The 24,723-nt window shown below is 68.3% G+C and carries 20 protein-coding genes; 7 read left to right on the plus strand and 13 right to left on the minus strand.

The window, feature by feature from the left end:
- Positions 1–165 precede the first annotated feature (165 nt).
- From BDK89_RS13860 to BDK89_RS13870, 3 genes are read left to right on the plus strand one after another with little or no spacing between them, the layout of a single operon-like run.
- Positions 166–2,853 carry a family 78 glycoside hydrolase catalytic domain gene (locus BDK89_RS13860; RefSeq protein WP_133869502.1) on the plus strand — a complete coding sequence of 896 codons (2,688 nt, stop codon included), beginning with the start codon at positions 166–168 and terminating at the stop codon, positions 2,851–2,853.
- Positions 2,850–3,677 (plus strand): phytanoyl-CoA dioxygenase family protein, encoded by an 828-nt coding sequence (locus BDK89_RS13865; RefSeq protein ID WP_133869503.1) that lies wholly within the window; start codon positions 2,850–2,852, stop codon positions 3,675–3,677. Before BDK89_RS13860 ends, BDK89_RS13865 begins: the two co-directional genes overlap by 4 nt.
- 37 nt (positions 3,678–3,714) lie before the next feature.
- Positions 3,715–5,058 (plus strand): UTP--glucose-1-phosphate uridylyltransferase, encoded by a 1,344-nt coding sequence (locus tag BDK89_RS13870; RefSeq protein WP_208294079.1) that lies wholly within the window; start codon positions 3,715–3,717, stop codon positions 5,056–5,058.
- 12 nt (positions 5,059–5,070) lie between these two features.
- On the opposite strand, the gene BDK89_RS13875 is transcribed toward BDK89_RS13870, so the two are convergent.
- Together BDK89_RS13875 and BDK89_RS13880 are read right to left on the minus strand one after the other, a co-directional pair.
- Positions 5,071–5,889: an alpha/beta hydrolase gene (locus BDK89_RS13875; RefSeq protein ID WP_133869504.1), complete on the minus strand. Its 819-nt coding sequence runs from the start codon at positions 5,887–5,889 to the stop codon at positions 5,071–5,073.
- Between the two features lie 43 nt (positions 5,890–5,932).
- Entirely contained in the window at positions 5,933–6,172 is a 240-nt protein-coding gene (locus BDK89_RS13880; RefSeq protein WP_133869505.1) for a hypothetical protein, read from the minus strand.
- A 167-nt stretch (positions 6,173–6,339) separates the two neighbouring features.
- Here BDK89_RS13880 and BDK89_RS13885 point away from each other — a divergent pair, with 167 nt between their 5' ends.
- Positions 6,340–7,305 carry an SDR family NAD(P)-dependent oxidoreductase gene (locus tag BDK89_RS13885; RefSeq protein WP_133869506.1) on the plus strand — a complete coding sequence of 322 codons (966 nt, stop codon included), beginning with the start codon at positions 6,340–6,342 and terminating at the stop codon, positions 7,303–7,305.
- A 32-nt stretch (positions 7,306–7,337) separates the two neighbouring features.
- On the opposite strand, the gene BDK89_RS13890 is transcribed toward BDK89_RS13885, so the two are convergent.
- The gene (locus tag BDK89_RS13890; protein WP_133869507.1) at positions 7,338–7,898 is read right to left on the minus strand and encodes a hypothetical protein; all 561 of its coding nucleotides are present in this window, start codon (positions 7,896–7,898) and stop codon (positions 7,338–7,340) included.
- Between the two features lie 122 nt (positions 7,899–8,020).
- Here BDK89_RS13890 and purU point away from each other — a divergent pair, with 122 nt between their 5' ends.
- The gene (purU, locus tag BDK89_RS13895; RefSeq protein ID WP_133869508.1) at positions 8,021–8,875 is read left to right on the plus strand and encodes a formyltetrahydrofolate deformylase; all 855 of its coding nucleotides are present in this window, start codon (positions 8,021–8,023) and stop codon (positions 8,873–8,875) included.
- A gap of 33 nt (positions 8,876–8,908) precedes the next feature.
- Here the strand turns inward: purU and BDK89_RS13900 are convergent, their stop codons facing one another.
- The 7 genes from BDK89_RS13900 to BDK89_RS13930 form a co-directional block, all read right to left on the minus strand.
- A complete protein-coding gene (locus tag BDK89_RS13900) occupies positions 8,909–10,057 on the minus strand; it encodes an IS30 family transposase (RefSeq protein ID WP_133869509.1) in 1,149 nt (382 codons plus the stop codon).
- Positions 10,058–10,175: 118 nt separating this feature from the next.
- The gene (locus BDK89_RS13905; protein WP_133869510.1) at positions 10,176–10,532 is read right to left on the minus strand and encodes a hypothetical protein; all 357 of its coding nucleotides are present in this window, start codon (positions 10,530–10,532) and stop codon (positions 10,176–10,178) included.
- Between the two features lie 4 nt (positions 10,533–10,536).
- Complete coding sequence (locus BDK89_RS13910) at positions 10,537–11,289, minus strand: hypothetical protein (protein ID WP_133869511.1); 753 nt, start codon at positions 11,287–11,289, stop codon at positions 10,537–10,539.
- A 69-nt stretch (positions 11,290–11,358) separates the two neighbouring features.
- Positions 11,359–12,186, minus strand: a complete 828-nt coding sequence (locus BDK89_RS13915) for a PIG-L deacetylase family protein (RefSeq protein WP_133869512.1) — start codon at positions 12,184–12,186, stop codon at positions 11,359–11,361.
- 35 nt (positions 12,187–12,221) lie between these two features.
- On the minus strand, positions 12,222–13,379 hold the full coding sequence (locus BDK89_RS13920) for a CaiB/BaiF CoA transferase family protein (protein ID WP_133869513.1): 1,158 nt from the start codon (positions 13,377–13,379) through the stop codon (positions 12,222–12,224).
- The gene (locus BDK89_RS13925) at positions 13,376–14,293 is read right to left on the minus strand and encodes an alpha/beta fold hydrolase (RefSeq protein WP_133869514.1); all 918 of its coding nucleotides are present in this window, start codon (positions 14,291–14,293) and stop codon (positions 13,376–13,378) included. Before BDK89_RS13925 ends, BDK89_RS13920 begins: the two co-directional genes overlap by 4 nt.
- Before the next feature lie 46 nt (positions 14,294–14,339).
- On the minus strand, positions 14,340–14,957 hold the full coding sequence (locus BDK89_RS13930) for a PH domain-containing protein (protein ID WP_133871105.1): 618 nt from the start codon (positions 14,955–14,957) through the stop codon (positions 14,340–14,342).
- Between BDK89_RS13930 and BDK89_RS13935 the strand changes: the two genes are divergently transcribed.
- A complete protein-coding gene (locus BDK89_RS13935; RefSeq protein ID WP_133869515.1) occupies positions 14,956–16,863 on the plus strand; it encodes an ATP-dependent helicase in 1,908 nt (635 codons plus the stop codon). The two genes, BDK89_RS13930 and BDK89_RS13935, sit on opposite strands and share 2 nt — an antisense overlap.
- Positions 16,864–17,016: 153 nt before the next feature.
- On the opposite strand, the gene BDK89_RS13940 is transcribed toward BDK89_RS13935, so the two are convergent.
- The 3 genes from BDK89_RS13940 to BDK89_RS13950 form a co-directional block, all read right to left on the minus strand.
- Complete coding sequence (locus BDK89_RS13940) at positions 17,017–17,790, minus strand: exodeoxyribonuclease III (RefSeq protein WP_133869516.1); 774 nt, start codon at positions 17,788–17,790, stop codon at positions 17,017–17,019.
- Positions 17,787–19,337, minus strand: coding sequence for a S1 RNA-binding domain-containing protein (locus BDK89_RS13945; protein ID WP_133869517.1), 1,551 nt, complete (start codon positions 19,335–19,337; stop codon positions 17,787–17,789). The genes BDK89_RS13940 and BDK89_RS13945 overlap by 4 nt, the downstream gene beginning before the upstream one ends.
- A 71-nt stretch (positions 19,338–19,408) precedes the next feature.
- On the minus strand, positions 19,409–23,206 hold the full coding sequence (locus BDK89_RS13950) for a multifunctional oxoglutarate decarboxylase/oxoglutarate dehydrogenase thiamine pyrophosphate-binding subunit/dihydrolipoyllysine-residue succinyltransferase subunit (protein ID WP_133869518.1): 3,798 nt from the start codon (positions 23,204–23,206) through the stop codon (positions 19,409–19,411).
- On the opposite strand from BDK89_RS13950, the gene BDK89_RS13955 reads away from it, so the two are divergent.
- Complete coding sequence (locus BDK89_RS13955; RefSeq protein WP_133869519.1) at positions 23,205–24,695, plus strand: prolipoprotein diacylglyceryl transferase; 1,491 nt, start codon at positions 23,205–23,207, stop codon at positions 24,693–24,695. The two genes, BDK89_RS13950 and BDK89_RS13955, sit on opposite strands and share 2 nt — an antisense overlap.
- Positions 24,696–24,723 lie beyond the last annotated feature (28 nt).

Here is a 24,723-nt window from a genome sequence, read left to right on the forward strand (position 1 = left end):
GTGTCAACTCGGCGGCGACGTCGCGCCCGACCACGCTCCCATCGGCCTCCCGGGGCCGCCCCGGCGAACGACACGGCGTCGATCGGCTTGACGACGCCCGAGAGACACCCGTAGGTTCGCCGATATGAAACGTTTCAGTTCCCCGAGTCGTCGGTCGGTTCCGGCATGACCGCCCACCGGGTCGTCGGGCTCCAGCCGCACCACGACGGCGGACTGATCGGCGTCGCCGGCGACGCCGTTCGACTGAGCTGGAACATCGTCGACCCCGACGACGAGCAGGCGGCCGCGCGTATCGAGGTGGCCCACGACGAGCACTTCGACCGCGTCATCGCGTCGGCGGTGGTTCCCGGCCCCGGCCAGGTGGCCGTCGAAGCACCAGGCGGCCGACTCACGAGCCGCGAGCGTCGTTGGTTCCGGGTCGCCGCGCTCGTCGCCGGCGACTGGACCGACTGGTCGGCACCGTGCTCGGTCGAAGCCGGCCTCCTCTCCCCCGCCGACTGGCGCGCCGAAGCGATCGCACCGGGGCACGACGCCGATCACCCGACCGCAGCGCCGCTCCTCCGCGGCGAGTTCGAGATCGAGCGCACCGACATCGTCCGGGCCCGGCTCTACGCGACGGCACACGGTGTCTACGAGTTGCGCCTCAACGGCTCGCCCGTTGCCGACGACCTGTTCGCTCCCGGGTGGACGAGCTATCACCGACGCCTGCTCGTGCAGACCTACGACGTGACCGACCTCGTCGCCGACGGGCCGAACTGCCTCGGCGCGACGCTCGGCAACGGGTGGTTCCGTGGTCGACTCGGATGGTCCGGCACCGACGACGACCGGAACCGCTACGGCGACGGGCTCGCGCTCCTCGCCCAACTCGAGATCGAGTTCGCCGACGGCAGCACCACCACGATCGGCACCGGCCCCGACTGGACCTGGTCGACGGCCGAAGTCCTCGCCGACGACTTCTACGACGGCTGCGAGATCGACCTGCGTCGGTCGCTCGAACGGTGGGACACGGCCGGCCACGACCAGACCGGTTGGTCGCCCGTCGGGTCGATGGCGTTCGACCTCGAACGACTCGAACCCTGGTCGGTGCGACCGATCCGTGTCATCGAACGTCGCCCGCTCGAGACCGTTCGACACGACGACGCGACTGTGCGCGTCGACGTCGGTCAGAACATCAGCGGGTGGGTCGCCGTCGAGGTGAGCGGGGTGGCGGGCGACGAGGTCGTCGTCGAACATGCCGAAGTCGTCGAGCCCGACGGTGCGCTGCATCGCAAGGCACTCCGGACCGCGCAGGCCCGCGACCGATACGTGCTCGCCGAGAGCGGCACCGTGCGACTGGAGCCGCGGTTCACCTTCCACGGTTTCCGACACGCCGAAGTCCGAACCAGGGCCGACGTCGTGTCGATCGAAGCAGTCGCGATCAGTTCCGATCTTCCCACCCGCAGCTCGTTCTCGTGCTCGAACGGCGAACTGAACCAGCTCGCCGCCAACGTGATGTGGTCATTGCGGGACAACTTCGTCGGGGTGCCGACCGATTGTCCGCAGCGCGACGAGCGGATGGGATGGACCGGCGACGCCCAGGCGTTCGCGTCGACCGCCAGCCTGCTCGTCGACGCCCGCAACTTCTGGGCGAGCTGGTTGCGCGACGTCGCGCTCGAGCAGCACGACGGTGGGATCCCGAGCGTCGTCCCCGACGTCGCGCTCGAGGGCGAGTCGAGCGCCGGACGCGCCGGCTGGGCCGACGTGGCCACGATCGCCCCGTGGGCCCACTTCGAGGCCTACGGCGACCTCACGATCCTCGCCGACCAACTGCCGAGCATGATCCGGTGGATCGAGACGCTGCGCTCGAAGCGCCACCCCACCGGCGACCTCGCCGGCCTGCTCGGCGGCGAGTTCCAGTTCGGCGACTGGCTCGACCCCGACGCTCCGTCGGACCGGCCATGGCTCGCCAAGGTCGAGGGTGACTACCTCGCGAACGCATTCTTCGCCCACTCGGCCAGGCTGACCGCTCGCGCTGCCCACGAGCTCGGTCACCGAGACGTTGCGCTGGCGTACGAACACCTCGGCGACGAGATCGCCGGGCTCGCCTGGGAGCGGTGGGCCGACCACGCCCAGACCTCACAGACCGGCTGTGCCGTCACCGTCGTGTTCGAGATCGCGCCGCCCGACGAACTCGCCGCCGTCGCCCGACGGCTCGCCGACCTCGTCGCCGATGCCGACGGCGCCGTGTCGACCGGCTTCCTCGGCACCCCGTTGGTGCTGCCGGCACTGGCTCGTCACGGGTATTTCGACGAGGCGTACACGATGCTGCTCCGCACCGAGTCGCCGTCGTGGCTCTACCAGGTCCGCCAAGGCGCCACGACCACCTGGGAACGGTGGGACGCGATCAAGCCCGACGGCTCGATCCACGACGGCGCGATCCTCCCCCACGAACCCGACGACGACACGACCGATCATCACATGCTGTCGTTCAACCACTACGCCTACGGCGCCGTGCTCGACTGGATGTACCGCCACCTCGCCGGACTGGCGCCGGCGACGCCCGGGTACGGCGCGATCCGATTCGCTCCGCGTCCGTGCGCCGGCATCGACGACGCCCGCGCCACGGTCCACACCCCGTACGGGCCGGCGTCGATCGACTGGTCGGTGTCCGACGGGTTCGCAGCCACGGTCGAGGTGCCGTTCGGCAGCACGGCGACATTCGTCGCCCCGACGACGGCTGAGTCCGCCGTCGTCGTCGACGGTCAGCCCACCGACGACGACGGCCCAATCGACCTCGGACCAGGCACCCACACCATCGCAGTCACCGACCCACACCTCGTCCGCCCGACCACGCACCCCACGGAGTCCGCATGAACCACGAACTCAGCCCCGAGCAGATCGAGCAGTACCGGCGCGACGGCTTCATCGTCGTCCCCGACCTCCTCGACGCCGACGAACTCGAGCACTGGCGATCGGTCGTCGCCCACGCCGTCGAGAACCGGCACGGCGAGCGGTTCGCGAACCAGACGGCGCTCACCGACGAGATCGATCAGAGCGATGACGCCGGCGACTTCTACGACCAGGTCTTCGACCAGCTCGTCAACCTGTGGCAGACCGACGACGATCTCGAGGCACTGATCACCGATCCACGCATCGGCGAGATGGCGGCGCGGTTGTCGGGCAACGACGCGATGCGGCTGTGGCACGATCAGGCCCTGATCAAACGGCCGTACGCCAACCCGACGGCGTTCCACCTCGATGCGCCCTACTGGTCGTTCACGTCGCACGACGCGATCTCGATCTGGATCGCGCTCGACGATGCGACCGAGGCCAACGGCTGCCTCTACTTCTTCCCGGGCTCGCATCAGGAGACCACGACGGAGAACGTCAACATCGGCAAGAACGTCGGAGCGATCTTCGAGGTCTACCCGCAGTTCCGAAGCCGTCCGGCTGCCAGCGGTGCGATGCGGGCCGGGAGTTGCTCGTTCCACAGCGGCATGACGATCCACGGTGCCGGCGCCAACATGACGGCCGGGCTCCGGCGGGCGATGACGGCTGCGTTCATGCCGGACGGTTGCACCTTCAACGGGCAGCAGAACATCCTGTCCGACGAGCAGGTTGCACGGCTGACCGTGGGCGACCGCCTCGACGACCCGGCCCAGAATCCACTCGTCTACGGCACCGACACGTCGGCGTAACGATTCGCTGCGCGGTCGGTTGGGTACGGTGGCGGACGTGACTGCCGAGACCGACCCCCGGGCCGTGATGGAACGAGCCGGGATCGCCGAAACGGCGATCTCGGTGTTCGAGCGACAACTCGCCGACGTGCGAGCCGGAGCCGGCGGGCTCCTCCGAGACGCCGACATCGATCCGTACCACGCCCCGTCACTCGACGGGGCCCCCGCCGACACGTCCGCGTTGCGCGGCACGGCGATGATCCGCCTCAACGGTGGCCTGGGCACGTCGATGGGCATGGAACAGGCCAAGTCGTTGCTCGGCGTGCGCGACGGACTGAGCTTCCTCGACATCATCGTCCGTCAGGTCCAGACGTTGCGCAGCACCACCGGTGCACGCCTGCCACTCAGCTTCCTGCATTCGTTCCGAACGTCGGCCGACAGCCTTGCTGCGCTGGCGCACTACCCCGACCTCGCCGTCGACGATCTGCCGATCGAGCTGATGCAGCACCGTGTCCCCAAGCTGCTCGCCGACGAACTCGTCCCCGTGTCGTGGCCCGACGACCACGAACTCGAGTGGTGTCCGCCCGGACACGGCGACCTCTACACCGTGCTCCACGCGACCGGCTTTCTCGACCAGCTCGCCGAGCAGGGATTCGAGCGCGTATTCGTGGCCAACTCCGACAACCTCGGTGCCGTGCCCGATCCCGGCGTCGCCGCCTGGTTCGCCGACAGCGGCGCGCCGTTCGCGATCGAAGCGGTCCGGCGCACGCCGAGCGACCGCAAGGGTGGGCACTTCGCGATCCGCAAGTCGGACGGACGGCTGATCCTGCGCGAGACGGCCCAGACCCCGCCCGACGAGCAGGGCGACATCGATCGCCACCCGTACACCTCGACGAACAACCTGTGGTTCGACGTCGCTGCCACGCGACGATTGCTCGACGAGAACGACGGCGACCTCGGCCTGCCCGTGATCATCAACCGCAAGACCGTCGACCCGACCGACAAGCAGAGCCCGTCCGTCATCCAGCTCGAGACGGCGATGGGTGCCGCGGTCGAGGTGTTCGAGGGGGCCACGACCGTCGAGGTGGGCCGCGACCGCTTCATCCCGGTCAAGACCACCGACGATCTCCTCGTCGTTCGCAGCGACTGCTACCGCCTCACCGACGACTTCCGGCTCGTCCAGGTCCCCGACGAGATCCCCTTCGTCGAGCTCGCTCCCTGCTACAAGCTGATCGACGACTTCGACCAGCGCTTCCCCGCCGGCGCACCGAGCCTCGCCGAGGCGACCTCACTGGTCGTACGAGGCGACTGGACGTTCGGCGCCGACGTCCGCGTCGTCGGCGACGCCGAACTCGGCCCCGACGGTGGCACCGTCCCCGACGGTGCCGTCCTCGGCGCCTGACGATCGGTCGAGTCAGAGCAGGCCGTTGGCGGCGAGCCAGTCGCCGAACCGGTCGATCCACGAGTCGGACGGCAGGCCCTGGTGCTTCATGCCGAAGCCGTGGCCACCGGACGCGTACATGTGCAACTCGGTTGCGATCCCCGCACGACGCCACCTGTCGTAGATCGCCACCGAGTCGTCGGCCAGACCGAGCGAGTCGTCGGTGGCAGCAACGACGAACATGGGTCCACTGCCGGCCGGCGGCTCGGCGAGTTCGTAGCCGCGGACCGAGGCGTAGATCGGTGCGACGAAGTCGGGCCGTGCTCCCGCATCATCGGCGTACGCGACCCGCATCGTGACGTTGCCGCCGGCCGAGAAACCGATGAAGCCCACGCGATCGGGTCGGACACCGAACTCGGAGGCGTGCTCGCGTACCCAGCGGACGGCCGCCGATGCGTCGGCCGCAGCGAGCGGTGCGATCTCGTTCATCTCGTCGAAGACACCGTCGAGGTCGGACGCCATCTTCGTGACGAGGTCGGCGACGGCATCGTCGCCGCAGGGCACCAGGCGATACTCCAGCACGAATGCGGTGACGCCGCGGGCAGCCAGCCAGTCGGCGACCTCGAATCCCTCGCTCTCGATCGACAGAGCGTGGAAACCACCACCGGGTGCGATCACGATCGCCGTTCCGTTCGGGGCGTCCGGGACCACGGGTGTGATCGTCGGATGCACCACGTTGGTGACGACCGGGTTGTCGAACAGCGGCGAGTGGTATGCCGACCTGTGGTGCTCCCACCTCTCGCTTCCCGGGGCCGCACCCGTGTAGAGCTGCTCCGGTTCTCGCTTGGTCATCGCTTCCTCCCGCCCGTGTCGACGACGAGGGTAGCGACGATGGTCAGCTGCGGGGAGTATCGATGGCGAGCACGTCCCTCGCAGCGGCTTCCTCGGTGGCCGGGACGGCGACGACGACGCCGGGTTCGGTGTCGACCGGGAGCGATCCACCCTCCACCTCGTCGACGACGACGGCGTCGAGTCCGGCGCCGATCAGCTTGGCGGCGACCACCTCGGCCTCACCCCGGTCGGGGAAGGTTGCGATGATGGCGGGGGCGGGATGTTCGGACGTGGAGTCGGTCACGAGCCGACCGTTCCCCGCAGCCGGCGGGGCGAAACCGTGCGCGGAAACGCATCCACCGTTCGGGTGACGGCCGTAGCGAGGTGTGAACCCCTCGATGCGCGGGCACTCCCGCGTGGCCGGTCACTGCCGGCATCGACATCGCGACCACACTGGAGGAAGCTGGAACCATGAACGTCCGAGACATCGCCGACACGGCGCTCGAGATCCCGATCGTCACCAGCTTCACCAAGATCGGCTACCTCGCACGTCGCAAGCTCGACGGCTGGACGCCGCTCACCGACTACGACTTCACCGGGCGGGTCGTCGTCCTGACCGGCGCAACGTCCGGACTCGGCCGGTGCGCCGCCCAGATCCTCGCCGATCAGGGCGCGACGCTGGTGGTCGTCGGACGAACCGCCGAGCGCAATCAGGGAGTCGTCGACGAGCTGATCGACTCGACCGGCAACCAGACCATCAGCCAGGTCGCCTGCGACACCGGCGAGTACGACCAGGTGCGCGACCTCGCTGATCGGGTGCTCACCGAACACGACCGACTCGACGTCCTGATCCACAACGCCGGCGCACTCACCGCCGAACGCAACGACGCCTCGAACGGGACGGAGCAGACCGTGGCCAGCCAGGTCGTCGGCCCGTTCCTGCTGACGTCGCTCCTCCTCGACCGCCTCGCCGATACCGACGGCAGCCGTGTCATCACGATGTCGTCGGGCGGCATGTACACCGCCGGGCTCACCGTCGAACAGATCGAGATGCCCGCCGACGACTACTCCGGCACCGAGCAGTACGCCCGGGCGAAGCGGGCCCAGGTGACCCTCAGCGAGATGTGGGCGGAACGGTGCGGCGACCGAGGCGTCTCGTTCCAGGCCATGCACCCGGGCTGGGCGGACACGCCCGGCGTCGAGGCGGCGCTGCCGGGCTTCCGCAAGGTGATGGGCCCGCTCCTCCGCGACGCCGACGAGGGCGCCGACACGCTGGTGTGGCTCGCCGGCGATGCCGAGCCACTCGCCCACAACGGTGGCTTCTGGCTCGACCGCCGGCTCCGCTCGATCCACAAGCTGCCGACCACCAAGAAGACCGACACCCCCGAGCGCCGTGAGCGGCTCTGGAACTGGGTGACGGCCGAAGCCGGGCTCTGACCGTCGGTCTCCGACGGCCGAACCCGGCACGGTCAGCCGTCGTCGGACTCGCCGTCGTCGGCGTCGTTGATCTCCTCGCCGGCGGTGCGGTCCGGGAGCAGCACGATGCTGAACTGGGTCTGTTCGTCCTCGACGCCCTGGGCGAGCAGCGCCGAGATCTCGAGGCGGTCGTTGCCCTGCACCCACGCTGCGGCCAGCGAGTCGGTGCCGGTCTCTCGGACAGCTTCGACCTCCTGCCAGCCGAGCTGGGCCAGCTGCGAGGTGTAGAAGTCCATGATCTGCTGGGGGCTCGTGGCCGTCGCCGTGAACGACTGGCTGATCGCGCCGTCACGTTCGGTCTTCTCGCTGATCTCGGTCGCACCCCGGGCGATCGGGACGGCGTCGAAGTCGCCTTCGGTGAAGCCGGCCGACCCGGGTGTCGGCTGCGCGTCCTGCTGTTCCTCGTCGGCGACGACGTCGGTGTTCGCGTCGCCCTCGGCATCGTCGCCGCACGCGGCGAGGGTCAGTGTCGCCACCGCCAGCAGGGCGGGAAGCCGACGGGCAGAGGTTCGGGTGTTCGTGCGATGCGTCGTGGGGGTGGTCGGGGGAAGCATGTGCGGGTGATACCCGGACCCGACCGATGCGACACGTCACCCTCGGCGCCGTCCCGCATGTCAGGACCACTCGTCTCGAATTCGGTGTCTCGAACCGGCTGTGGTCCCGCCATACTCGCAGCATGAGCGCGGCCAACCACCACGTCCTCACCCTCACCTGTCCCGACCGCCCGGGGATCGTCGCGGCCGTATGTGCCGGCGTCCTCGACGTCGGCGGCAACATCGTCGAGAACCAGCAGTTCAGCGACCCGGAGACGAACACGTTCTGCATGCGCATGGTCGTCGACTCCGGAACGGACGACCCGTCGAAGGTGCACTGGGCCGTGTCCGAACGACTCGCCGACCCGATGGCCGACGTGCACGTGCGCCCGGCCGACGCCCGGCCGAAGGTGCTGGTCATGGTGTCGAAGTTCGACCACTGCCTCGTCGACCTCCTCTACCGCTGGCGGAACGGGCTGCTGCCGATCGACATCCCGCTGATCGTCTCGAACCACCCCGACTGCCAGCCGGTCGCCGGCCGGTACGACATCCCGTTCCTCCACCTACCCGTCACGAAGGACACCAAGGCCGAGCAGGAGGCGCAGATCCAGGAGCTGGTGCGCACTCACGACATCGACCTCGTCGTGCTCGCCCGCTACATGCAGATCCTCTCCGACGACCTGTGCGAGTTCCTGCGCGGGCGGGCGATCAACATCCACCACTCGTTCCTCCCCGGCTTCAAGGGCGCCCGCCCGTACCACCAGGCCCACGAGCGTGGCGTGAAGCTCGTCGGCGCGACGGCCCACTTCGTCACCGCCGAACTCGACGAGGGGCCGATCATCGAGCAGGACGTCGCTCGCGTCTCGCACGCACACACCGCCGAGCAACTGGTCGAACTCGGCCAGGACACCGAACGCCTCGTCCTCGCTCGCGCCGTGCGCTACTGGGCCGACGACCGCGTCTTCCTCGTCGGCAACAAGACCGTCGTCTTTAGCTGACCGAACAGAAGGGGTCAGGCTGGATTCCAGTGGTCAGTGCAACACGAGTTGGTCGAAGACTTCTAATGGTGTCAGGAAGCTGTGGCGTTTGCGTGGCCGGTTGTTGAGTTTGTGAGCGATCGCGTCGAGTTGTTCTTGGCTGAACTGGGACAGGTCACTGTCTCTGGGTAGGTATTGGCGTAGCAGCCCGTTGATGTTTTCGTTGCTGCCTCGTTGCCAGGGAGCGTGCGGGTCGCAGAAGTACACCTTCATGTCGGTGGCCATCGTGAACCGGCGGTGAGCAGCCATTTCGGTGCCGCGATCCCAGGTGAGTGTTCCCTGCAGCACGGCCGGCAGGGTTCGGACACGTGCTGCGATCGCGTCCGCGACGTGATCGGCTTGTTTGGTGCCAAGTTTGGACAGCATCACGAGTCCGGTGGTGCGCTCCACGAGCGTGCCGACCTGGGAGCCGTTGTTGCGACCCATGATCAGATCGCCTTCCCAATGGCCAGGCACCAGACGGTCCTCGATGTCGTCGGGACGTTCCGCGATCGACACCAGGTCCGGGATCGAGGACTGGTCCCGGTTCCGAGCCGTGACCGGGCGGGCCCGGCGATGCTGAGGTTGAGTACGTAGACACGCAGCGAGTTCTTTACGGAGCCCGCCCCGACCATGCACATACAACGCTCGATAGATCGTTTCGGGGGACACTCGCATCGTCTCGTCGTCGGGAAACTCGAGCACCAGCCTGGCACTGATCTGTTCCGGCGACCACTGCTCGAGATCAAGCCAGCACGCAACCACCATCGCCAGCAACGGGAACTGCTCGAACTTGAACAACTTCGGTCGCTTCGCACGCTGCTGAGCGGCCAGATGCGCAGCAACCGCCCGATACTCGTCGCGGCCACCGTTGTTGTTGATCTCACGGCCCACCGTTGAACGATGCCGATCAATCCGACGCGCGATCTCAGCGTTGGAAACCCCTTCCACGATCCCACGAGAGATCTCTTCCCGGCCGGTCAACGTCAACCGGCTCACTGATGTGTCACGAACCTGTTTCTCCACCTCGGGATCATGAGCAATCCGACGCACCGTTGTCGAAGACAACCCGAACCGTCGAGCCACCCCAGCTTGTGTGTGACCATCGGCCACCAACAACCACACCCAACAACGAACCTCATCAGCAACACGCTGCCTCGGCATGAACACCTCCAAAAGATCAAGGTGTTGCAACGACCCTCGGAACCCAGCCAGGCACCTTCTGTGCACCCGGGTCAGGTACCCCGAGCGAGCTGAACAGAAGGTGCCTGACCCCTTCTGTTCAGAGGACGAGGTTGCGGAGGCCGAGTCCCATGATGAAGAGGCTGCCGAAGCCGTAGAGCAGCGTGGTCTTGTCCTTGATGAACGGGCTGCCGCGATAGCTGTACAGGATCGCCACGGCGACGAGCGTGGAGAAGCCGTACAGCATGTGCATGTCGTCGATCTCGATGTCGGCCTGATTCGCCCACAGCGCCCCGACGGCCGCCTGGACGAACGTGGTCGCCTGCGCGACGATGACGAGCCCCCACATCGGCATTCCTGCCAGTTGCCGCCACTGGTAGGCCGCGAGGCACCAGACGCCGGCGAGCGCGTTGCTGGCGATCAGCACCCACGCCGTGATGTTGTGCAGGTCGCCCACGGCGTCACTCGCCGCAGCCGTAGCCGCCGAAGATCACGGTCACGAAGTCGTCGTCGGCGGTCCCCGTGAGCAGCCCGTAGAACACGTCGCTCACGTAGTAGTTCGGGGGGATGCCGACGTCCTCGTCACCCTCGTTCACCGATGCCTCGGGGAACTCGGCGAACAGGTCGATCACCCGTGATCCGAGACCGACGTCGCCCGGCGTGTGCAGGCCGACCGGTTCGTCGCCGATCTCGCCGACACGTCCGTACTCGTAACCGATGAAGTGTTCACGGTCGATGGCGTAGGTCGAGGCGTCGGAGAACAGCAGCGACAGCACGCCCCAGTCGACGCGACGTGCCTTGGTGGCGGCACCACCCGCGCCGCAGTCGGCGAACGCGAACGGGTCGACCCAACCGGTGTCACCGGTGTTGCCGCCCAGCACCGACGTGACGTATTCGACGACGCCTTGTGGTGCGGCGCCGAACCGGGCCGAACCGAGGCCGTCGCCGCGCAGGATCAGTTCCTGGGTCGACAACGGTTCGGTCGTCGTCGTGGTCGCGTCCGTCGGCGGCGGCGTGGGCGGCACCGTCGTCTCGGGGACGGTGGAGGAATCGTCGCCGGGCACCGTCGTGTCGGGAACGGTCGTCGTCGATGTCGTCGACGCGAACGTGAAGCTCGGCGGCGTCGGCGACGTGGTCGGTTCGTCGTCGCTGCACGCAGCGACGAGCATCAGCCCGGCGACGGTGAGCGCGGCAACGGTCCTGCTCGTCGGCATGGGCTCATCTTGCCCAACGCGAGCAGCGAAACCTCGGCAATCCGGTGTGACCCGTACCGCCCCGGGCACTCAGCCGGTCTGGTCGGCGAAGAACCAACCACGGCGCGGGCCGTCACCCGCCTCGCGGCCGTGTTCGATGAACCACTCGGTGCCGAACGCCTGGGCGAACGCGTCCATGGGCATCTGGAGGAAGAAGCTCGAGTCGGTGACCTGGCTGCGGTGCGCCGCGATCGATCGGCGTTTGCGTTCGGCCCAGTCGGCGACGTCGACGGCCAGGGTGATCTCGGCTTCGGGGGTACCCATCGGGTTGCCGTCGTCCATCGGGCCGTCCGGGTCGAACTCGTCGGGGCCGAAGTCGAGCCCCTGTTCCTTGGCCGACTCGATGCCGCGTCGCATGTCGTCGCGGTTCATCGTCGATTCGACGACCCGCAGCGCCGGCAGGTCGTCGGCAACCAGCTCCTCGGCTCGGCAGCCGACCTCGTGCACCCGGATGTGATCGGGGTGCCCGTAGCCGCCGTGCCAGTCGTAGATCGTCAGCACGTCGGCCGCTTCGTCACGCAGGATCTGAGCGAGCCGGCCCGCGGCCTCGTCGAGATCGGCGTTGGCGAAGGCGTGGTCGTGACCGTTTCCTTCCCAGCCGGTCATCCCCGAGTCGTGGTAGTCGAGGAACTCGACGCGGTGGATGCCGAGCGCTTCGGCCGACGCCATCGTCTCGGCCTTGCGACGGTCGACGAGCGACTCGTCGGCACCGAGGTCGTCGGGGCGTTCGCCGTGGATGCCGTCGGTCGCCACGACGAGCACGACACGGTGCCCTTCGTCGCTGGCGCGAGCCATCGTGCCCCCGGTTGCGATCGCTTCGTCGTCGGGGTGGGCGTGGAAGCAGACCAGTGTCGCCATCGCGTCACGATACGACGCGATGGCGGGAACCGGCGTCAGGCCTGCTTGGCAGCTCCCGACTCGATCAGCGCGTCGACCTGCGACTCGTCGATCCCCCACTCGACCAGTACCTCGCGGGTGTGCTGGCCGTCGTGTGCGGGCGGCCGGTCGACCTCGGCGGCCGTGCGGCTGAACCGCGGCGCCGGAGCCGGCTGTGTCACGCCGCCGGGGGCGATGAAGGTGTTGCGTTCGACGTTGTGCGGGTGCTGCGCCGCCTCGTCCATCCGGAGGACCGGAGCGAAGCACACGTCGGTGTGCTCCATGATCTCGCACCACTCGTCGCGAGTCTTCGTCCGGAAGAGTTCGGCCAGCCGTTCCTTCAGGTGCGGCCACTTCGACGCGTCCATCTGCGCGGCGAACTCCTCGTCGCCGTCCAGTCCGGTGAGCCGCATCAGCTCGGCGTAGAACTGCGGCTCGATCGAGCCGAGCGAGACGTACTCACCGTCGGAGCACTCGTACACGTCGTAGAAATGGGCGCCCGTGTCGAGCAGGTTCTCGCCACGGCGGTTGATGTCGTGCGCGCCCATGTGGTGGAACGCCCAGAACATGGTCATGAGGATCGCCGTGCCGTCGACCATCGCGGTGTCGACCACCTGCCCCTCACCGCTCTTCTGCGCTTCGAGCAGGGCACACACGACGCCGAAGGCGAGGAACATGCCGCCACCGCCGAAGTCGCCGACCATGTTCATCGGTGGGGTCGGCGGCTGCCCGGCGCGGCCGTAGTGGGCCAACGCTCCGGCCAGGGCGATGTAGTTGATGTCGTGGCCGGCGGCGAGGGCGTACGGGCCGTCCTGACCCCAACCGGTCATCCGGCCGAACACGAGCTTCGGGTTGCGTTCGAGACACACGTCGGGCCCGACGCCGAGTCGTTCCATGACGCCCGGCCGGAAGCCCTCGATCAGCGCATCGGCGCTCTCGACCAGTTGCAGCAGCGTCTCGACGCCGTCGGGGTTCTTCAGGTCGAGGGCGATGTTGCGCCGACCACGGCGCAGGATGTCGCCGTGTGGCGCATCGGGTGCGGGGCCACGAACCGCGCCAGCGCGTTCGACCCGGATGACCTCGGCGCCCATGTCGCTCAGCAGCATCGCGGCGAACGGACCGGGTCCGATGCCGGCGATCTCGATGATCCGGTAGCCGTCGAGGGGGCCGCTCACGATGCCGCCTCCAGCGGCGCCGCAGCCGACGGATGAACCGCCGAGTCCTGGTGCCCGATCATCGCCCCGACGATGATGCCGTACAGCGGCGGGGGTACGTCGTGGCCCATGTCGGCCACCTCGAGCAGGTGTGCGTTCGGCACGAGCTCGGCCGTCCGGCGGCCGCCCGACGGAGCGATCAGCGTGTCGTCGAGACCGTGGATCACCAGCATCGGCGTCGACACCGATCGGAGACCGTCGCTGCGGTCGCCGGAGGCGGTGATCGCAGCGAGCTGGCGGGACGCGCCCTCCGGGTAGAACGACCGGTCGTACGCGACGCCGGCGAACTCTTTCGCCTTGGCCTCGTCGAAGTACCGCTTCGATGCCCAGATCCGCGTGCTGGCGGCTCGTTCGATCACCTGGTCGCGCTCGGCGGGCGGGGGCGACAGCAACACGGCCATCGCTTCCGGAGCGGCCGCTCCGTACTCGGGGTCGCCGACCGTCGACATGATCGACGTGACGCTGAGCAGACGATCGCGGTGCTCGATCGCCATCGTCTGGACGATCATGCCGCCCATCGACGCTCCGGCGACGTGGGCACGGTCGATCCCGAGCGCGTCGAGGAGTCCGATGGCGTCGGCCGCCATGTCGGAGAGCGTGTAGGGCACCGGCGGGATCTCCTCGCCCGCCATCGCCGCGCCCAGCACGGCTGCGGCGTCGACGTGCTGGCCGTCGAGCTTCGTCGACAGCCCGCAGTCGCGGTTGTCGAACCGGATGACGTACCGCCCCGAGGCCGCGAGTTGTTCGCAGAACTCCTCGTTCCAGAGGATCATCTGGGCGGTGAAGCCCATCACCAGCAACAGGGCCGGGTCGTCGGGCGAGCCGAAGGTGTCGTACTCGAGCTCGATGCCCGAGTCGAGTTGAGCGCGTGTCATGGCGCCGAGCTTGGCACGCCCGGCTCGACGCCGCCGGATCGGGCGATCAGTCGCCGAGCAGACGCCGCTTCTGGGCGTCGAACTCCTCTTGGGAGAGCGTGCCGCGTTCGAGCATGCCCTCGAGCTTCTCGAGCTGGGTCGCGACATCGCTGCCGCTGTTGCCGCCTCCGCCGTACATCCGGGTGTTGTTCGCCTCACGCTGGGCGTGGATGAGGTTCTGGACGCGGTTCGGGTTCTTGATGTCGGTGAAGCGCTGCTGCCCCGACTCGCCGCCCGACTCGATCAGCAGGTCGCCGGCACCGAGCATCCGCTCGAAGACGCCCTGGTTCGACGACACGTTGTTGACGCGCTCGAGCGGGATCTCGATCCCGCTCTTGCGGACGACACCCGACCGGTAGATGACTCGGTCGCTCGTCACCACGAAGTTGGTGGTCGACCAGGTGGCGTACCGCTTCACGAGCCAACCGAGCGACACGAGGATCGCGGCGATGCCGATCCACTGCAGCCCGGTCTCGAGCGTTCCGTCGAACGCGATCGTCACCACGATCGCGAAGATGACCGCTGCCGCGACCGCCAGGATCGCCTTCGTGTAGTACCACCAGTGCGGGTGGAGATCGAGCGCAACGGTCTCGTAATCGTTGAGCAGATTCTTGGGGTACGGCATGAGCGCAAACAGTACCGTGAACGAGGTGGACCCCGCAGCGTTGTTGGCCGATCTCGACGCCGACCAGCATCGCGCCGTCACCTGCGAATCGTCCCTGGTCGCCGTGATCGCGGGCGCCGGTTCCGGCAAGACCAGGGTGCTGACCCGGCGAGCCGCCTACCGGATCGCCACCGAGACCGCCGACGCCAGACACACGCTCGTGCTGACCTTCACGAGGGAGGCGGCGGGCGAACTCCGCCGCCGACTGGCCGGCATGGGCGTCAACGACCAGATCACGGCCGGTACGTTCCACTCGATCTCCAATCAGCTCCTCCGACAACGGTGGGCCGATCTCGACCAGGCGCCCCGGACCGTCGTCGACGATCGGGCCCGGATCATCGGCGGGCTGCGAGCCTTCACCGACCGGGCGTCGGCGGCCGACCTGCCGTCCGTCGTCGATGCGATCGGCGTCGCCTCGTCGCGTGGTCTCACACCGCGGGCCTACGTCCGGGCGGTGCGCAACAACGAACTCCGCTCGCTCCACGACCCCGAGTTCGTCGCCGACGTGCTCTCGGCCTACACGGAGGAGAAACGTCAGCGGCGCATCGTCGATCTCGACGATCTGATCGCGTTGACGATCGATGCCGCCGAACGCGACGAGACGTTCGCGGACGCGCTCCGGTGGCGGTTCCGTCACGTCCTCGTCGACGAGGCCCAAGATCTCAACCCGCTCCAGCACCGGTTCCTCGACGTGCTCCGGACGGGCCGGGACGATCTCTACCTGGTGGGCGATCCGGCACAGGCGATCTACGGCTTCACCGGGTCCGATCCGGCGCTGCTCACCGATGTCGCCGACCGGTTCCCCGGTGTCGAGGTGATCCGCCTCCCCGTCAACCACCGATGCACACCGCAGGTGGTCGAGATCGGACGGGTGGTCCTGGCGGGTGCCGAGGTCGACACCGCGATCGAATCCGCCCGCGGTGACGGGCCGACGGTTCGCGTGTCGGCGCACGACGACGAGGCAGCCGAGTCGGCCGCCGTGGCGCGAGCGATCGCAGCCGACGACCCGACACGGCTGCGGTCGGGCCAGGTCGCCGTGCTGGCACGCACCCACGCGACGCTCGCCCCGGTCCGGGCTGCGCTCCAGGCCGCCGGACTGCCGCTGCGCACCCGGGTCGACGGCGCAGGCACCGAACTCGGCCCGTTGCTCGACGAGGCGTACCGCCTTCGAGAGCAGGACTCGCTACGACGCTGGATCCGCGACCAACACCTGGCCGCCGAGGGCGACGACGACCCACGCACGACGGTCGCCCTCGCCGCCAATGACTTCCTTCGGACCCACCCGACCGGTGACGGCGTTGCGTTCCGTGCGTGGGTGTCGGCGACCGACCCGTTCGGCACCGCACGACCCGGCGTCGAACTGCTCACGTTCCACGCCGCCAAAGGCCGCGAGTGGCACACGGTGCACCTCGTCGGCTGCGAGACCAGCCTCGTGCCGCACCGGTCGGCGACGACGGCAGCGCTGAAGGCCGAGGAGGCGCGCCTCTTCTACGTCTCCGTCACCCGGGCGACCGATCGGCTCACGGTGCACTGGTCCGAGCGACGTAACGGCTACCAGCGGCGCCGCACTCCCCTGCTCGACGGGTTCGAACCGGGCGAACCGGTCGTGCTCCCGCCCCCACCCGAGCTGGTCGGCACGCAGCCGTCGCCGCGCGAGTCGACCCTCGACCGACTCCGAACGTGGCGGGCCGACGCTGCCCGAGCGAACGGCTTGCTGCCCGATGCGCTGGTGACCGACCACGTGCTGTCGCTGATCGCCACCCACCGCCCGTCGTCGCCCGACGAACTCGACCAGCTCACCGGGCTCGGCGCCATCACCAGCCGCCGCCTGTTCCACGGCATCGACCGAGCCCTCCAGTCGCACTGACCGACCAAGGGGGTCGGATAGGTCGGATGATGTCAGACATCATCCGACGTCCATCGACCCGGGCACACCACGATCTGGTCGGATGATGTCTGACATCATCCGACGGACATCATCCGACGAAACGTATCCGACCCCCTTCGTCGCGGTGTGCGGTCAGGTCAGGTCGACGATGACCGGGGCGTGGTCGCTCGGTTGCTTGCCCTTGCGGGCGTTGCGGTCGACGACGGCCCAGTCGACGCGGTCGACGAGCGACGCGCTGCCGAGCACCAGATCGATGCGCAGTCCGCGGCCCTGGTGGAAGTCGCCGCCCCGGTAGTCCCACCACGAGTAGACCTTCTCCGCGTCGGGGTGCTGATGCCGGAACAGATCGACGAGCCCCCAGTCGCACAGCGCCTGGAGCCGGTCGCGTTCGGGCTGGCTCACGTGGGTGGCGTTGGCGAACTTGCGGATGTCGTACACGTCGACGTCGCTCGGGGCGATGTTGAAGTCGCCCGTCACGATCACGTCGTCACCCGGGTCGCTCTCGGCACGCAGGTGCTCGAGCAGCCGGTCGAGCCAGCTCAGCTTGTACGTGTAGTGGTCGTCGTCGAGCGACCGACCGTTCGGCACATAGCAGCACGAGATGCGCACGCCGCCGCACGTCGCAGTGAGGATGCGGGCGTCGGGGTCGGGCTCGATGTCGCCGGCGAAGTTGGCGACGACATCGTCGAGGCCGACCTTCGACAGGATCGCGACCCCGTTCCACTGCCCCTGCCCGTAGTGGGCACATTCGTAGCCGAGCGCCTCGAACGTGAGCGCCGGGAAGGCGTCGTCGGCGAGCTTGGTCTCCTGGATGCACAACACGTCGGGCTGCACCTCGGTGACCCACTCCTCGACCCGCTCGAGCCGGGCTCGGAGCGAGTTGACGTTCCAGGTGACGACCCTCACGGTTCGGGTGTCTCCGCCGCCGGCGCCGCCGCCTTCTTGGCAGCGGCCTTCTTCTTGGCCGGGGCCCTCTTGGCAGCCGCCTTCTTCTTCGCCGGAGCCTTCTTCGCCGCCGCCTTCTTCTTCGCCGGAGCCTTCTTCGCCGCCGCCTTCTTCTTGGCCGGGGCCTTCTTCGCCGCCGCCTTCTTCTTCGCCGGAGCCTTCTTCGCCGCCGCCTTCTTCTTGGCCGGGGCCTTCTTCGCCGCCGCCTTCTTCTTGGCGGCTCGCTTCTTCGCCGGCGCCTTGGCAGGAGCGGGCTCGGCGCCCACGGTCTCAGCGGAGTCGGTCGCCGGTTCCGGCACCGTCTGCGCCGACTCGCTCGACGGTTCGTCGGCAGCCGTCGATGCGTCGGACTGCTCGGTCGTCTCCGATGCGGCCTCGGCGGCAGCCTTCTTGCCGCGTCGGCGAGAGGCACGTCGCTTCTTCGGCTTCGTAGCGGGTTCGTCGTCGTCGCTGCTCGGCGTCTGGCCGTCGGGCAGCTCGATCCGGTCGGCCATGGCGGGCAGGGCCACGTCGATGCTGCGGCGATCGGGTGAGAACGCCGCGACCACGACCTCGAGTTCGTCGCCGATGGTGACGGCCTTGCGCGCACTCGTCGGCGCAGGGTCGGACATCAGGCGGAGCGGGATGTAGACCTGCACGTTGCCGAAGTCGGCGTAGGCGCCGTGCGAGGAGTAGCTCGCCACCGTCGCCGTGATCGACTGACCGACGGCGTGCTTCTCGACGAACTCGAGGAAGTTCACCAGCTCGTTGACGTGCTTGGTCGACGACGCGCCGCCGTCCTGCTTCGCGTTCTCCTGCTTCGCACCGTCCTGGTCGGCAGCGTCGGGCTTGGCGCTCTGCTTGCCGCGGCCTCGCCTCGAGCGGCCGCTCTTGGCCCCGGTCTGCTTGGCATCGTCCTGCTGCTTCGCGGAAGTCGACTCGTCGTTCTGGTCGTTCGCCGTCTGATCGGCTGGTTCGGACGCCGCTGCCTTCTTCTTGCGGACACGACGCTGGGCCTTGTCCTTGGCTGCGGTCGCCGGTTCGTCGGACGCCTCGGCCTTCTTCGCGGCACGGATCGACTCACGGCTCTTCGGGCCACGGACCGGGTTGCGGTCGACGAAGACCCACCCGACGTGCGGCACCGGCTTGCCGCCGATGAGGCGGCCGTGCTCGAAGAGCCAGCCGTAGTCGCCGTGGAACTCCTGGAAGGAGTCGTTCGAGAAGACGCCCGCGTTCGCCTTGTCGGCGATCGCGAGGATGAAGGCGTCGCCGCGGCCCACTGCGCCGGCGGGTGGGGTCACGAGTTCGTTGTTGGCGACCGCCTTGTCGAACTGTTTGACCTCCCCCTTGGCGATGCGGTGGCCGAATGTCGCGTCGACCACCACGGTCACGTCGACGTCGGGGTACTCCTCACGGAAGGCGGTGACCGCTTCGTTGAGCTGTTCGAGGCTGGGCTTGGACCGACCTTCCGTGGCAATGTTCGAGCCATCGACGACGAAGAGGTCTGGTTTGCTGTTCTGGTTCGTCATGTTGTTCCACCGAGCGCGCAAGCGCTCGGTGGCCCATCGTACGGGTCAGCGCCCCGCGCGCGCCGCATCCCTCAGAGGCCGTCGAAGATGCCGTCCATCAGGTCGGCGAGTTCCTGGTCGTGGACCGTCTTCGACCCGGTGGCGGGGCTACCGGACTCGACACGGGCGACGTGGCGGAGGTCGTAGCCGAGATCCTTCACACGCCAGGTGTGGTGCTCGATGAAGTGCCAGGGACCCATGTTCTCCGGTTCCTCCTGGAGCCACACGAGCTCGCGAGCGTTCGGGTACCGGTTCTGGACGATGTCGAGCATCTGATCGGTCGGCAGCGGGAACAGCTGCTCGACACGGACGATGGCAACCGGCGCCTCTCGGGCGTCGCGCTCCGACATCGCGTCCCAGGCCACCTTGCCCGAGCAGAACACGATGCGGCTGACGGCATCGGGGTCGGACACGTGCGGATCGTCGAGCACCTCTTCGAACGAGCCCATGGTGAGCTCGTCGATGTGGCTACGGGTCTGCTTCATGCGCAGGCCTTGCTTCGGCGTGAACACCACCAGGGGGGTCTGACGCTCCTGGTGCACCTGCCGGCGCAGCAGGTGGAAGTACTGACGTGCGGTCGTGGCGTTGACGACCTGCATGTTGTCTTCGGCGGCGAGGGTGAGGAAGCGCTCGATCCGGGCCGAGGAGTGTTCGGGGCCCTGGCCTTCGTAGCCGTGGGGCAGCAGGAGCACCACGCCGTTGCGTTGGCCCCACTTGTCTTCCGCGGCGACGATGTACTGGTCGATGATGATCTGGGCACCGTTGACGAAGTCGCCGAACTGGGCCTCCCACATCACGAGCGCATCCGGGTTCGAGTGGGCGTAGCCGTACTCGTAGCCGAGCGCTGCGTACTCCGACAGCAAGGAGTCGTACACCCAGAAGTTGGCTTCGGCGCCCTCGATGTCGGCGAGCGGGATCCACGGCTGGCCGGTCTCGAAGTCGACCACGGCAGCGTGGCGCTGGCTGAACGTGCCGCGCCGGGAGTCCTCGCCGGCGAGTCGGACCGGGGCACCTTCGAGGATCAGCGAACCGATCGCGAGCGCCTCGGCGGTCGCCCAGTCGACGTCGTTCGCCGACTCGAATTGCTTCGTGCGCGTCTCGAACTGGCGCACCAGTTTCGGGTGCGGCGTGAAGCCCTCGGGGAAGTTCGTGAGCTGATGGAAGATCCGCTCGAGCGTCTCTCGTTCGACGCCGGTCGGGATGTGGGGCAGGACGCCGAGCGGTTTCGGCGGACGCGGCACCTTCGGCGCCTCGGTGTTGCGTGACCGGGTCTCGTCGAGCGCCACCTGGAGCTTGCCCTGGAAGTCCTCGAGCGCCTGTTCGGCTTCCTCGACGGTGATGTCGCCGCGCTTCACCAGTGTCTCGACGTACACCTTGCGCACGCTTCGACGTTCGGCGATCGCCTTGTACATCAGCGGCTGGGTGTAGCTCGGATCGTCGCCCTCGTTGTGACCGTGGCGGCGGTAGCACACCATGTCGATGACGACGTCCTTGTGGAACTTCTGGCGGTACTCCCACGCCATCCTGGCCACCCGGACGCACGCCTCGGGGTCGTCGCCGTTGACGTGGAAGATCGGCGCCTGCACCGTCTTCGCGACGTCGGAGCAGTACATCGACGACCGGCTCCACTCGGGGGCGGTCGTGAAGCCGATCTGGTTGTTGATGATGAGGTGGATCGTGCCGCCGATGCGGTAGCCGCCGATGTCGCTCATGGCGAGGCATTCGGCGACGACGCCCTGCCCGGCGAACGCTGCGTCGCCGTGGATCAGGAGCGGCAGGACCGAGAACGCACCCATCGGCTCGATCTGGTCCTGCTGTGCACGGACCATGCCCATGACGATCGGGTCGACCGTCTCGAGGTGGCTCGGGTTGGCGGCGAGCTCGACCTTGATGTCGGCACCGGACGGGCTGTGGTACTTACCGGTCGCACCGAGGTGGTACTTGACGTCGCCCGAACCCTGCACGGTGTTCGGATCGACGTGGCCCTCGAACTCGGAGAAGATCGCCTCGTAGCTCTTGCCGACGATGTTCGAGAGCACGTTGAGTCGACCGCGGTGGGCCATGCCGAGCACCGAACCGTCGAGCCCCTCGTCGGCGGCGTGCGACAGGATCTCGTCGAGGATCGGGATCGCCGACTCGGCCCCCTCGATCCCGAACCGCTTCGTACCGACGTACTTGGTGGCCAGGAACTTCTCGAACGCCTCGGCGGCGTTGAGCCGCTCGAGGATCCGCATCTTCTGGTCCTTCTCGAACGACGGCGGCTTCGACTCGACACGCTCCTGGATCCACCGTTGCTCTTCGGTGTTCTGGATGTGCATGTACTCGACGCCGATCGTGCGGCAATACGCGTCGCGCAGCACCCCGAGCAGGTCGCCGAGCGACATCTTGTCGCGACCGCCGACGCCGTCGGTGAGGAACTCGCGGTCGAGATCCCAGATCGTGAGGCCGTACGTGGCCGGATCGAGTTCGACCGGGGTGTGCGGCTCCTTCCAGCGGAGCGGGTCGAGGTCGGCGATGAGGTGACCGCGGACCCGGTGCACACGGATCAGCTTGGCGACGGCCATCTGCTTGGCGAGCATCGCTTCTTCGCGGTCGATCGGGTTCGTGTCGGGCCGCCACTTGACCGCCTCGTACGGCATGTCGAGGTCGTGGAAGATGTCCTCGTAGAAGCCGTGCTCGCCGAGCAGGAGTTCGTGGACCCGCTTCAGGAACAGGCCCGACTCGGCGCCCTGGATGATCCGGTGGTCGTACGTGCTGGTGACGGTGACGACCTTCGACACGCCGAGCGACGACAGGTTGCGCTTGTCGGCGCCCTCGAATTCGGCCGGGTAGTCGATGTTGCCGACGCCGACGATGACGCCCTGGCCGGGCATCAGGCGCGGCACCGACTGGACGGTGCCGATCGTGCCCGGGTTGGTCAGGCTGACGTTCGCACCGGCGTAGTCGTCGAGGGTCAGCTTGTTGTTCTGGACCTTGCGGATGATCTCGTTGTAGGCCGCCAGGAAGCCAGCGAAGTCGAGCGTGTCGGCCTGCTTGAGCACCGGCACGACCAGCGTGCGGGTGCCGTCGCCCTTGTCGACGTCGACCGCGAGGCCCATGTTGACGTGGTCGTTGCGCACCAGCCGGGGCTTGCCGTCGGCGCCCTCGACGAACCCGTTCTTCATGTTCGGCACCGTCTCGGCGATCGCTCGCACGACGGCGTAGCCGATCAGGTGGGTGAAGCTGACCTTGCCGAGGCCGGCTCGGGTGCGGTACCCGTTGATGACCTTGCGGTTGACCTCGAGCAGCTTGGCCGGCACGTTGCGGAAGCTCGTGGCGGTCGGCACCTCGAGGCTCGCCGCCATGTTGCGCACGATCGCAGCGCCGACGCCCTTGATCAGCTCGCCGGGTTCGGCGGCCGGTTCGGCCGCTGGCGCAGGTGCAGGCTTCGAGGCGGACGGAGCAGGTGCTGGTGCCGGCGTGGCATCAGCCGGCGGCGGAGGCGGCGTCGCCGCACCGTTGCTGTCGGCCGGGGCGGGCGCCGGGGCAGGTGCCGGATCGTTCTGGTGCGCCGGTGCGGAGATCGACGTGTAGTCCTCGAAGAACTCACGCCACGACTCGGCTACCGCGGTGGGATCGGCGACGTATCGCTCGTACATCTCTTCGACGAGCCAGGAGTTGGTCCCGAACGCCGATCCGGAGGTCTCTGTGCCAGACACGAAGCCGAGCGTACCGGCGGCAACGGCTCGTGTCCGAAAGGTGGTGCTGTTCCCACCCTGCTCATCGGGCGTCGCGGGCCTCCCGGGCGCAGTCACCCGCGAGGGGTGCCCGATCTGGCACGATGTGCGCATGACGGTGGGTGAACGCGACGCGTCCGAACCGGACGACGTGCCCGAGACGACGGAATCGACCGAGCCGGCAGACGCCGAGACGGTCGATGCCGTCGCGTCTTCGCACGACGCAGCCGAGGGCGATGTCGTGCCCGCTCCCACCGAACCGGCCGACCGTGTCGCCGACGACACCGACACGTCGGCGACCCTCGGCGCATTGTCAGCAGCCTGGCACGGCGGCACGACCGACGACGGCGAGTCGCTCGCCGACGCCGGAACGAGCGACACGGCCGACGCGCCCACCGAACCCGACGTCGATCCGAACGAGCCGCGCCTCGGCGCCGGGGCGGCGGCGCCCTCCGGAGGCGTCGACGAGGCACCGACGCGCGGCGCACCCGCCGGTGCGGCGGCCAGCGTGTACCGCAGCCGCGACGAGCGGAACCGCAGCGTCTACCGACGCGCCAACCCGTGGTACCGCCGCCTCGCCCGGGGCCTGATCGCGACGTGCCTGCTCGGCGCCGCCGCGATCGGCATCTACGTCGGCGCCCGATACGTCCAGGACTGGCTCGACCGCGACCAGATCCCGGCGGCCGGCCCCGACGTGCCCGACGTACAGCAGACGAGCATCCTCATCACCTCGACCGCCGAGCAGATCCCGCTCCAGGGCACGCTGACGTTCGACACGAACACCGGATCGTTCGAGTTCGTCGGTCTTGCCGGCAGCCCGAACGCGACCGACAACCTCACGAGCCCCGACGGTGTCGAGGTGTTCGCCCAGAACGAACAGGGCCTCTGGGTGCCCGTCGACCCGTCCGAACCCGTCGTCCAGTCGATCGACCGGGCCATGACGTATCTGCGCGACGACGACACCGCGGACGCGATCCTCACCAACCGACTGCGGCGTGGCTACATCGACCTCGACGATCAGGTCGACGAAGGCGACGACGACGACAACCAGCGCACCCGCTACGAACTGTCGCTCGACCTCGCCTCGTTCGCCGAGGCGTTCCCACTCCAATGGCAAGACTTCCAGGAGACCGCCATTCCGGGCGTCGACGACGTGAACAACCACCCGGTCACCCTCTGGCTCGACGACGACGAGGTGCTCGTCGGCGTCGACGACCCGTCGACCGGCTGGTCGTGGCAGCGCCTCTCGTACTCGTCAGCGCCGTTCGAGGCCACGACGCCGGCAGCGAACCAGATCGTCGACTCGACGACCACCGGACAGATCCTCGGCGTGTCGTGCACGGTCACCGGCGTCACCTTCGACACGGCACTGGCCACGTGCGACGCCGCGCTCGAAGCCGGCCGGGCGTTCGCCGTCCAGGCCGGACTCGCCGATCAGACGACGAGCCCGGCAGCCGATCTGGCGGTCGCCACCGTGTGCAGCACCCTGCAGGGCGACGAAGCCCGCTCGTACGACGAGGACGGCTACCTCACGCTCGCCGGCCTGCTCGTCGACGCCGGCATCTGCCCCGGCGAGACCAGCCTGGTCCAACAGGACGGCTGAGTCCGCGGCGCTCGTCTGACGCCGAGTG

The organism is Ilumatobacter fluminis (assembly GCF_004364865.1).
GTDB lineage: Bacteria > Actinomycetota > Acidimicrobiia > Acidimicrobiales > Ilumatobacteraceae > Ilumatobacter > Ilumatobacter fluminis.

Coding starts and splice junctions, on each gene's coding strand:
- BDK89_RS13885 (WP_133869506.1), top strand. CDS start 6,340: ATGAACGTCCGAGACATCGCCGACACGGCGCTCGAGATCCCGATCGTC.
- BDK89_RS13910 (WP_133869511.1), bottom strand. CDS start 11,289: ATGCCGACGAGCAGGACCGTTGCCGCGCTCACCGTCGCCGGGCTGATG.
- BDK89_RS13930 (WP_133871105.1), bottom strand. CDS start 14,957: ATGCCGTACCCCAAGAATCTGCTCAACGATTACGAGACCGTTGCGCTC.
- purU (WP_133869508.1), top strand. CDS start 8,021: ATGAGCGCGGCCAACCACCACGTCCTCACCCTCACCTGTCCCGACCGC.
- BDK89_RS13955 (WP_133869519.1), top strand. CDS start 23,205: ATGACGGTGGGTGAACGCGACGCGTCCGAACCGGACGACGTGCCCGAG.
- BDK89_RS13900 (WP_133869509.1), bottom strand. CDS start 10,057: ATGCCGAGGCAGCGTGTTGCTGATGAGGTTCGTTGTTGGGTGTGGTTG.
- BDK89_RS13950 (WP_133869518.1), bottom strand. CDS start 23,206: ATGCGCACATCGTGCCAGATCGGGCACCCCTCGCGGGTGACTGCGCCC.
- BDK89_RS13935 (WP_133869515.1), top strand. CDS start 14,956: ATGAGCGCAAACAGTACCGTGAACGAGGTGGACCCCGCAGCGTTGTTG.
- BDK89_RS13865 (WP_133869503.1), top strand. CDS start 2,850: ATGAACCACGAACTCAGCCCCGAGCAGATCGAGCAGTACCGGCGCGAC.
- BDK89_RS13945 (WP_133869517.1), bottom strand. CDS start 19,337: ATGACGAACCAGAACAGCAAACCAGACCTCTTCGTCGTCGATGGCTCG.
- BDK89_RS13875 (WP_133869504.1), bottom strand. CDS start 5,889: ATGACCAAGCGAGAACCGGAGCAGCTCTACACGGGTGCGGCCCCGGGA.
- BDK89_RS13890 (WP_133869507.1), bottom strand. CDS start 7,898: ATGCTTCCCCCGACCACCCCCACGACGCATCGCACGAACACCCGAACC.
- BDK89_RS13915 (WP_133869512.1), bottom strand. CDS start 12,186: ATGGCGACACTGGTCTGCTTCCACGCCCACCCCGACGACGAAGCGATC.
- BDK89_RS13925 (WP_133869514.1), bottom strand. CDS start 14,293: ATGACACGCGCTCAACTCGACTCGGGCATCGAGCTCGAGTACGACACC.
- BDK89_RS13860 (WP_133869502.1), top strand. CDS start 166: ATGACCGCCCACCGGGTCGTCGGGCTCCAGCCGCACCACGACGGCGGA.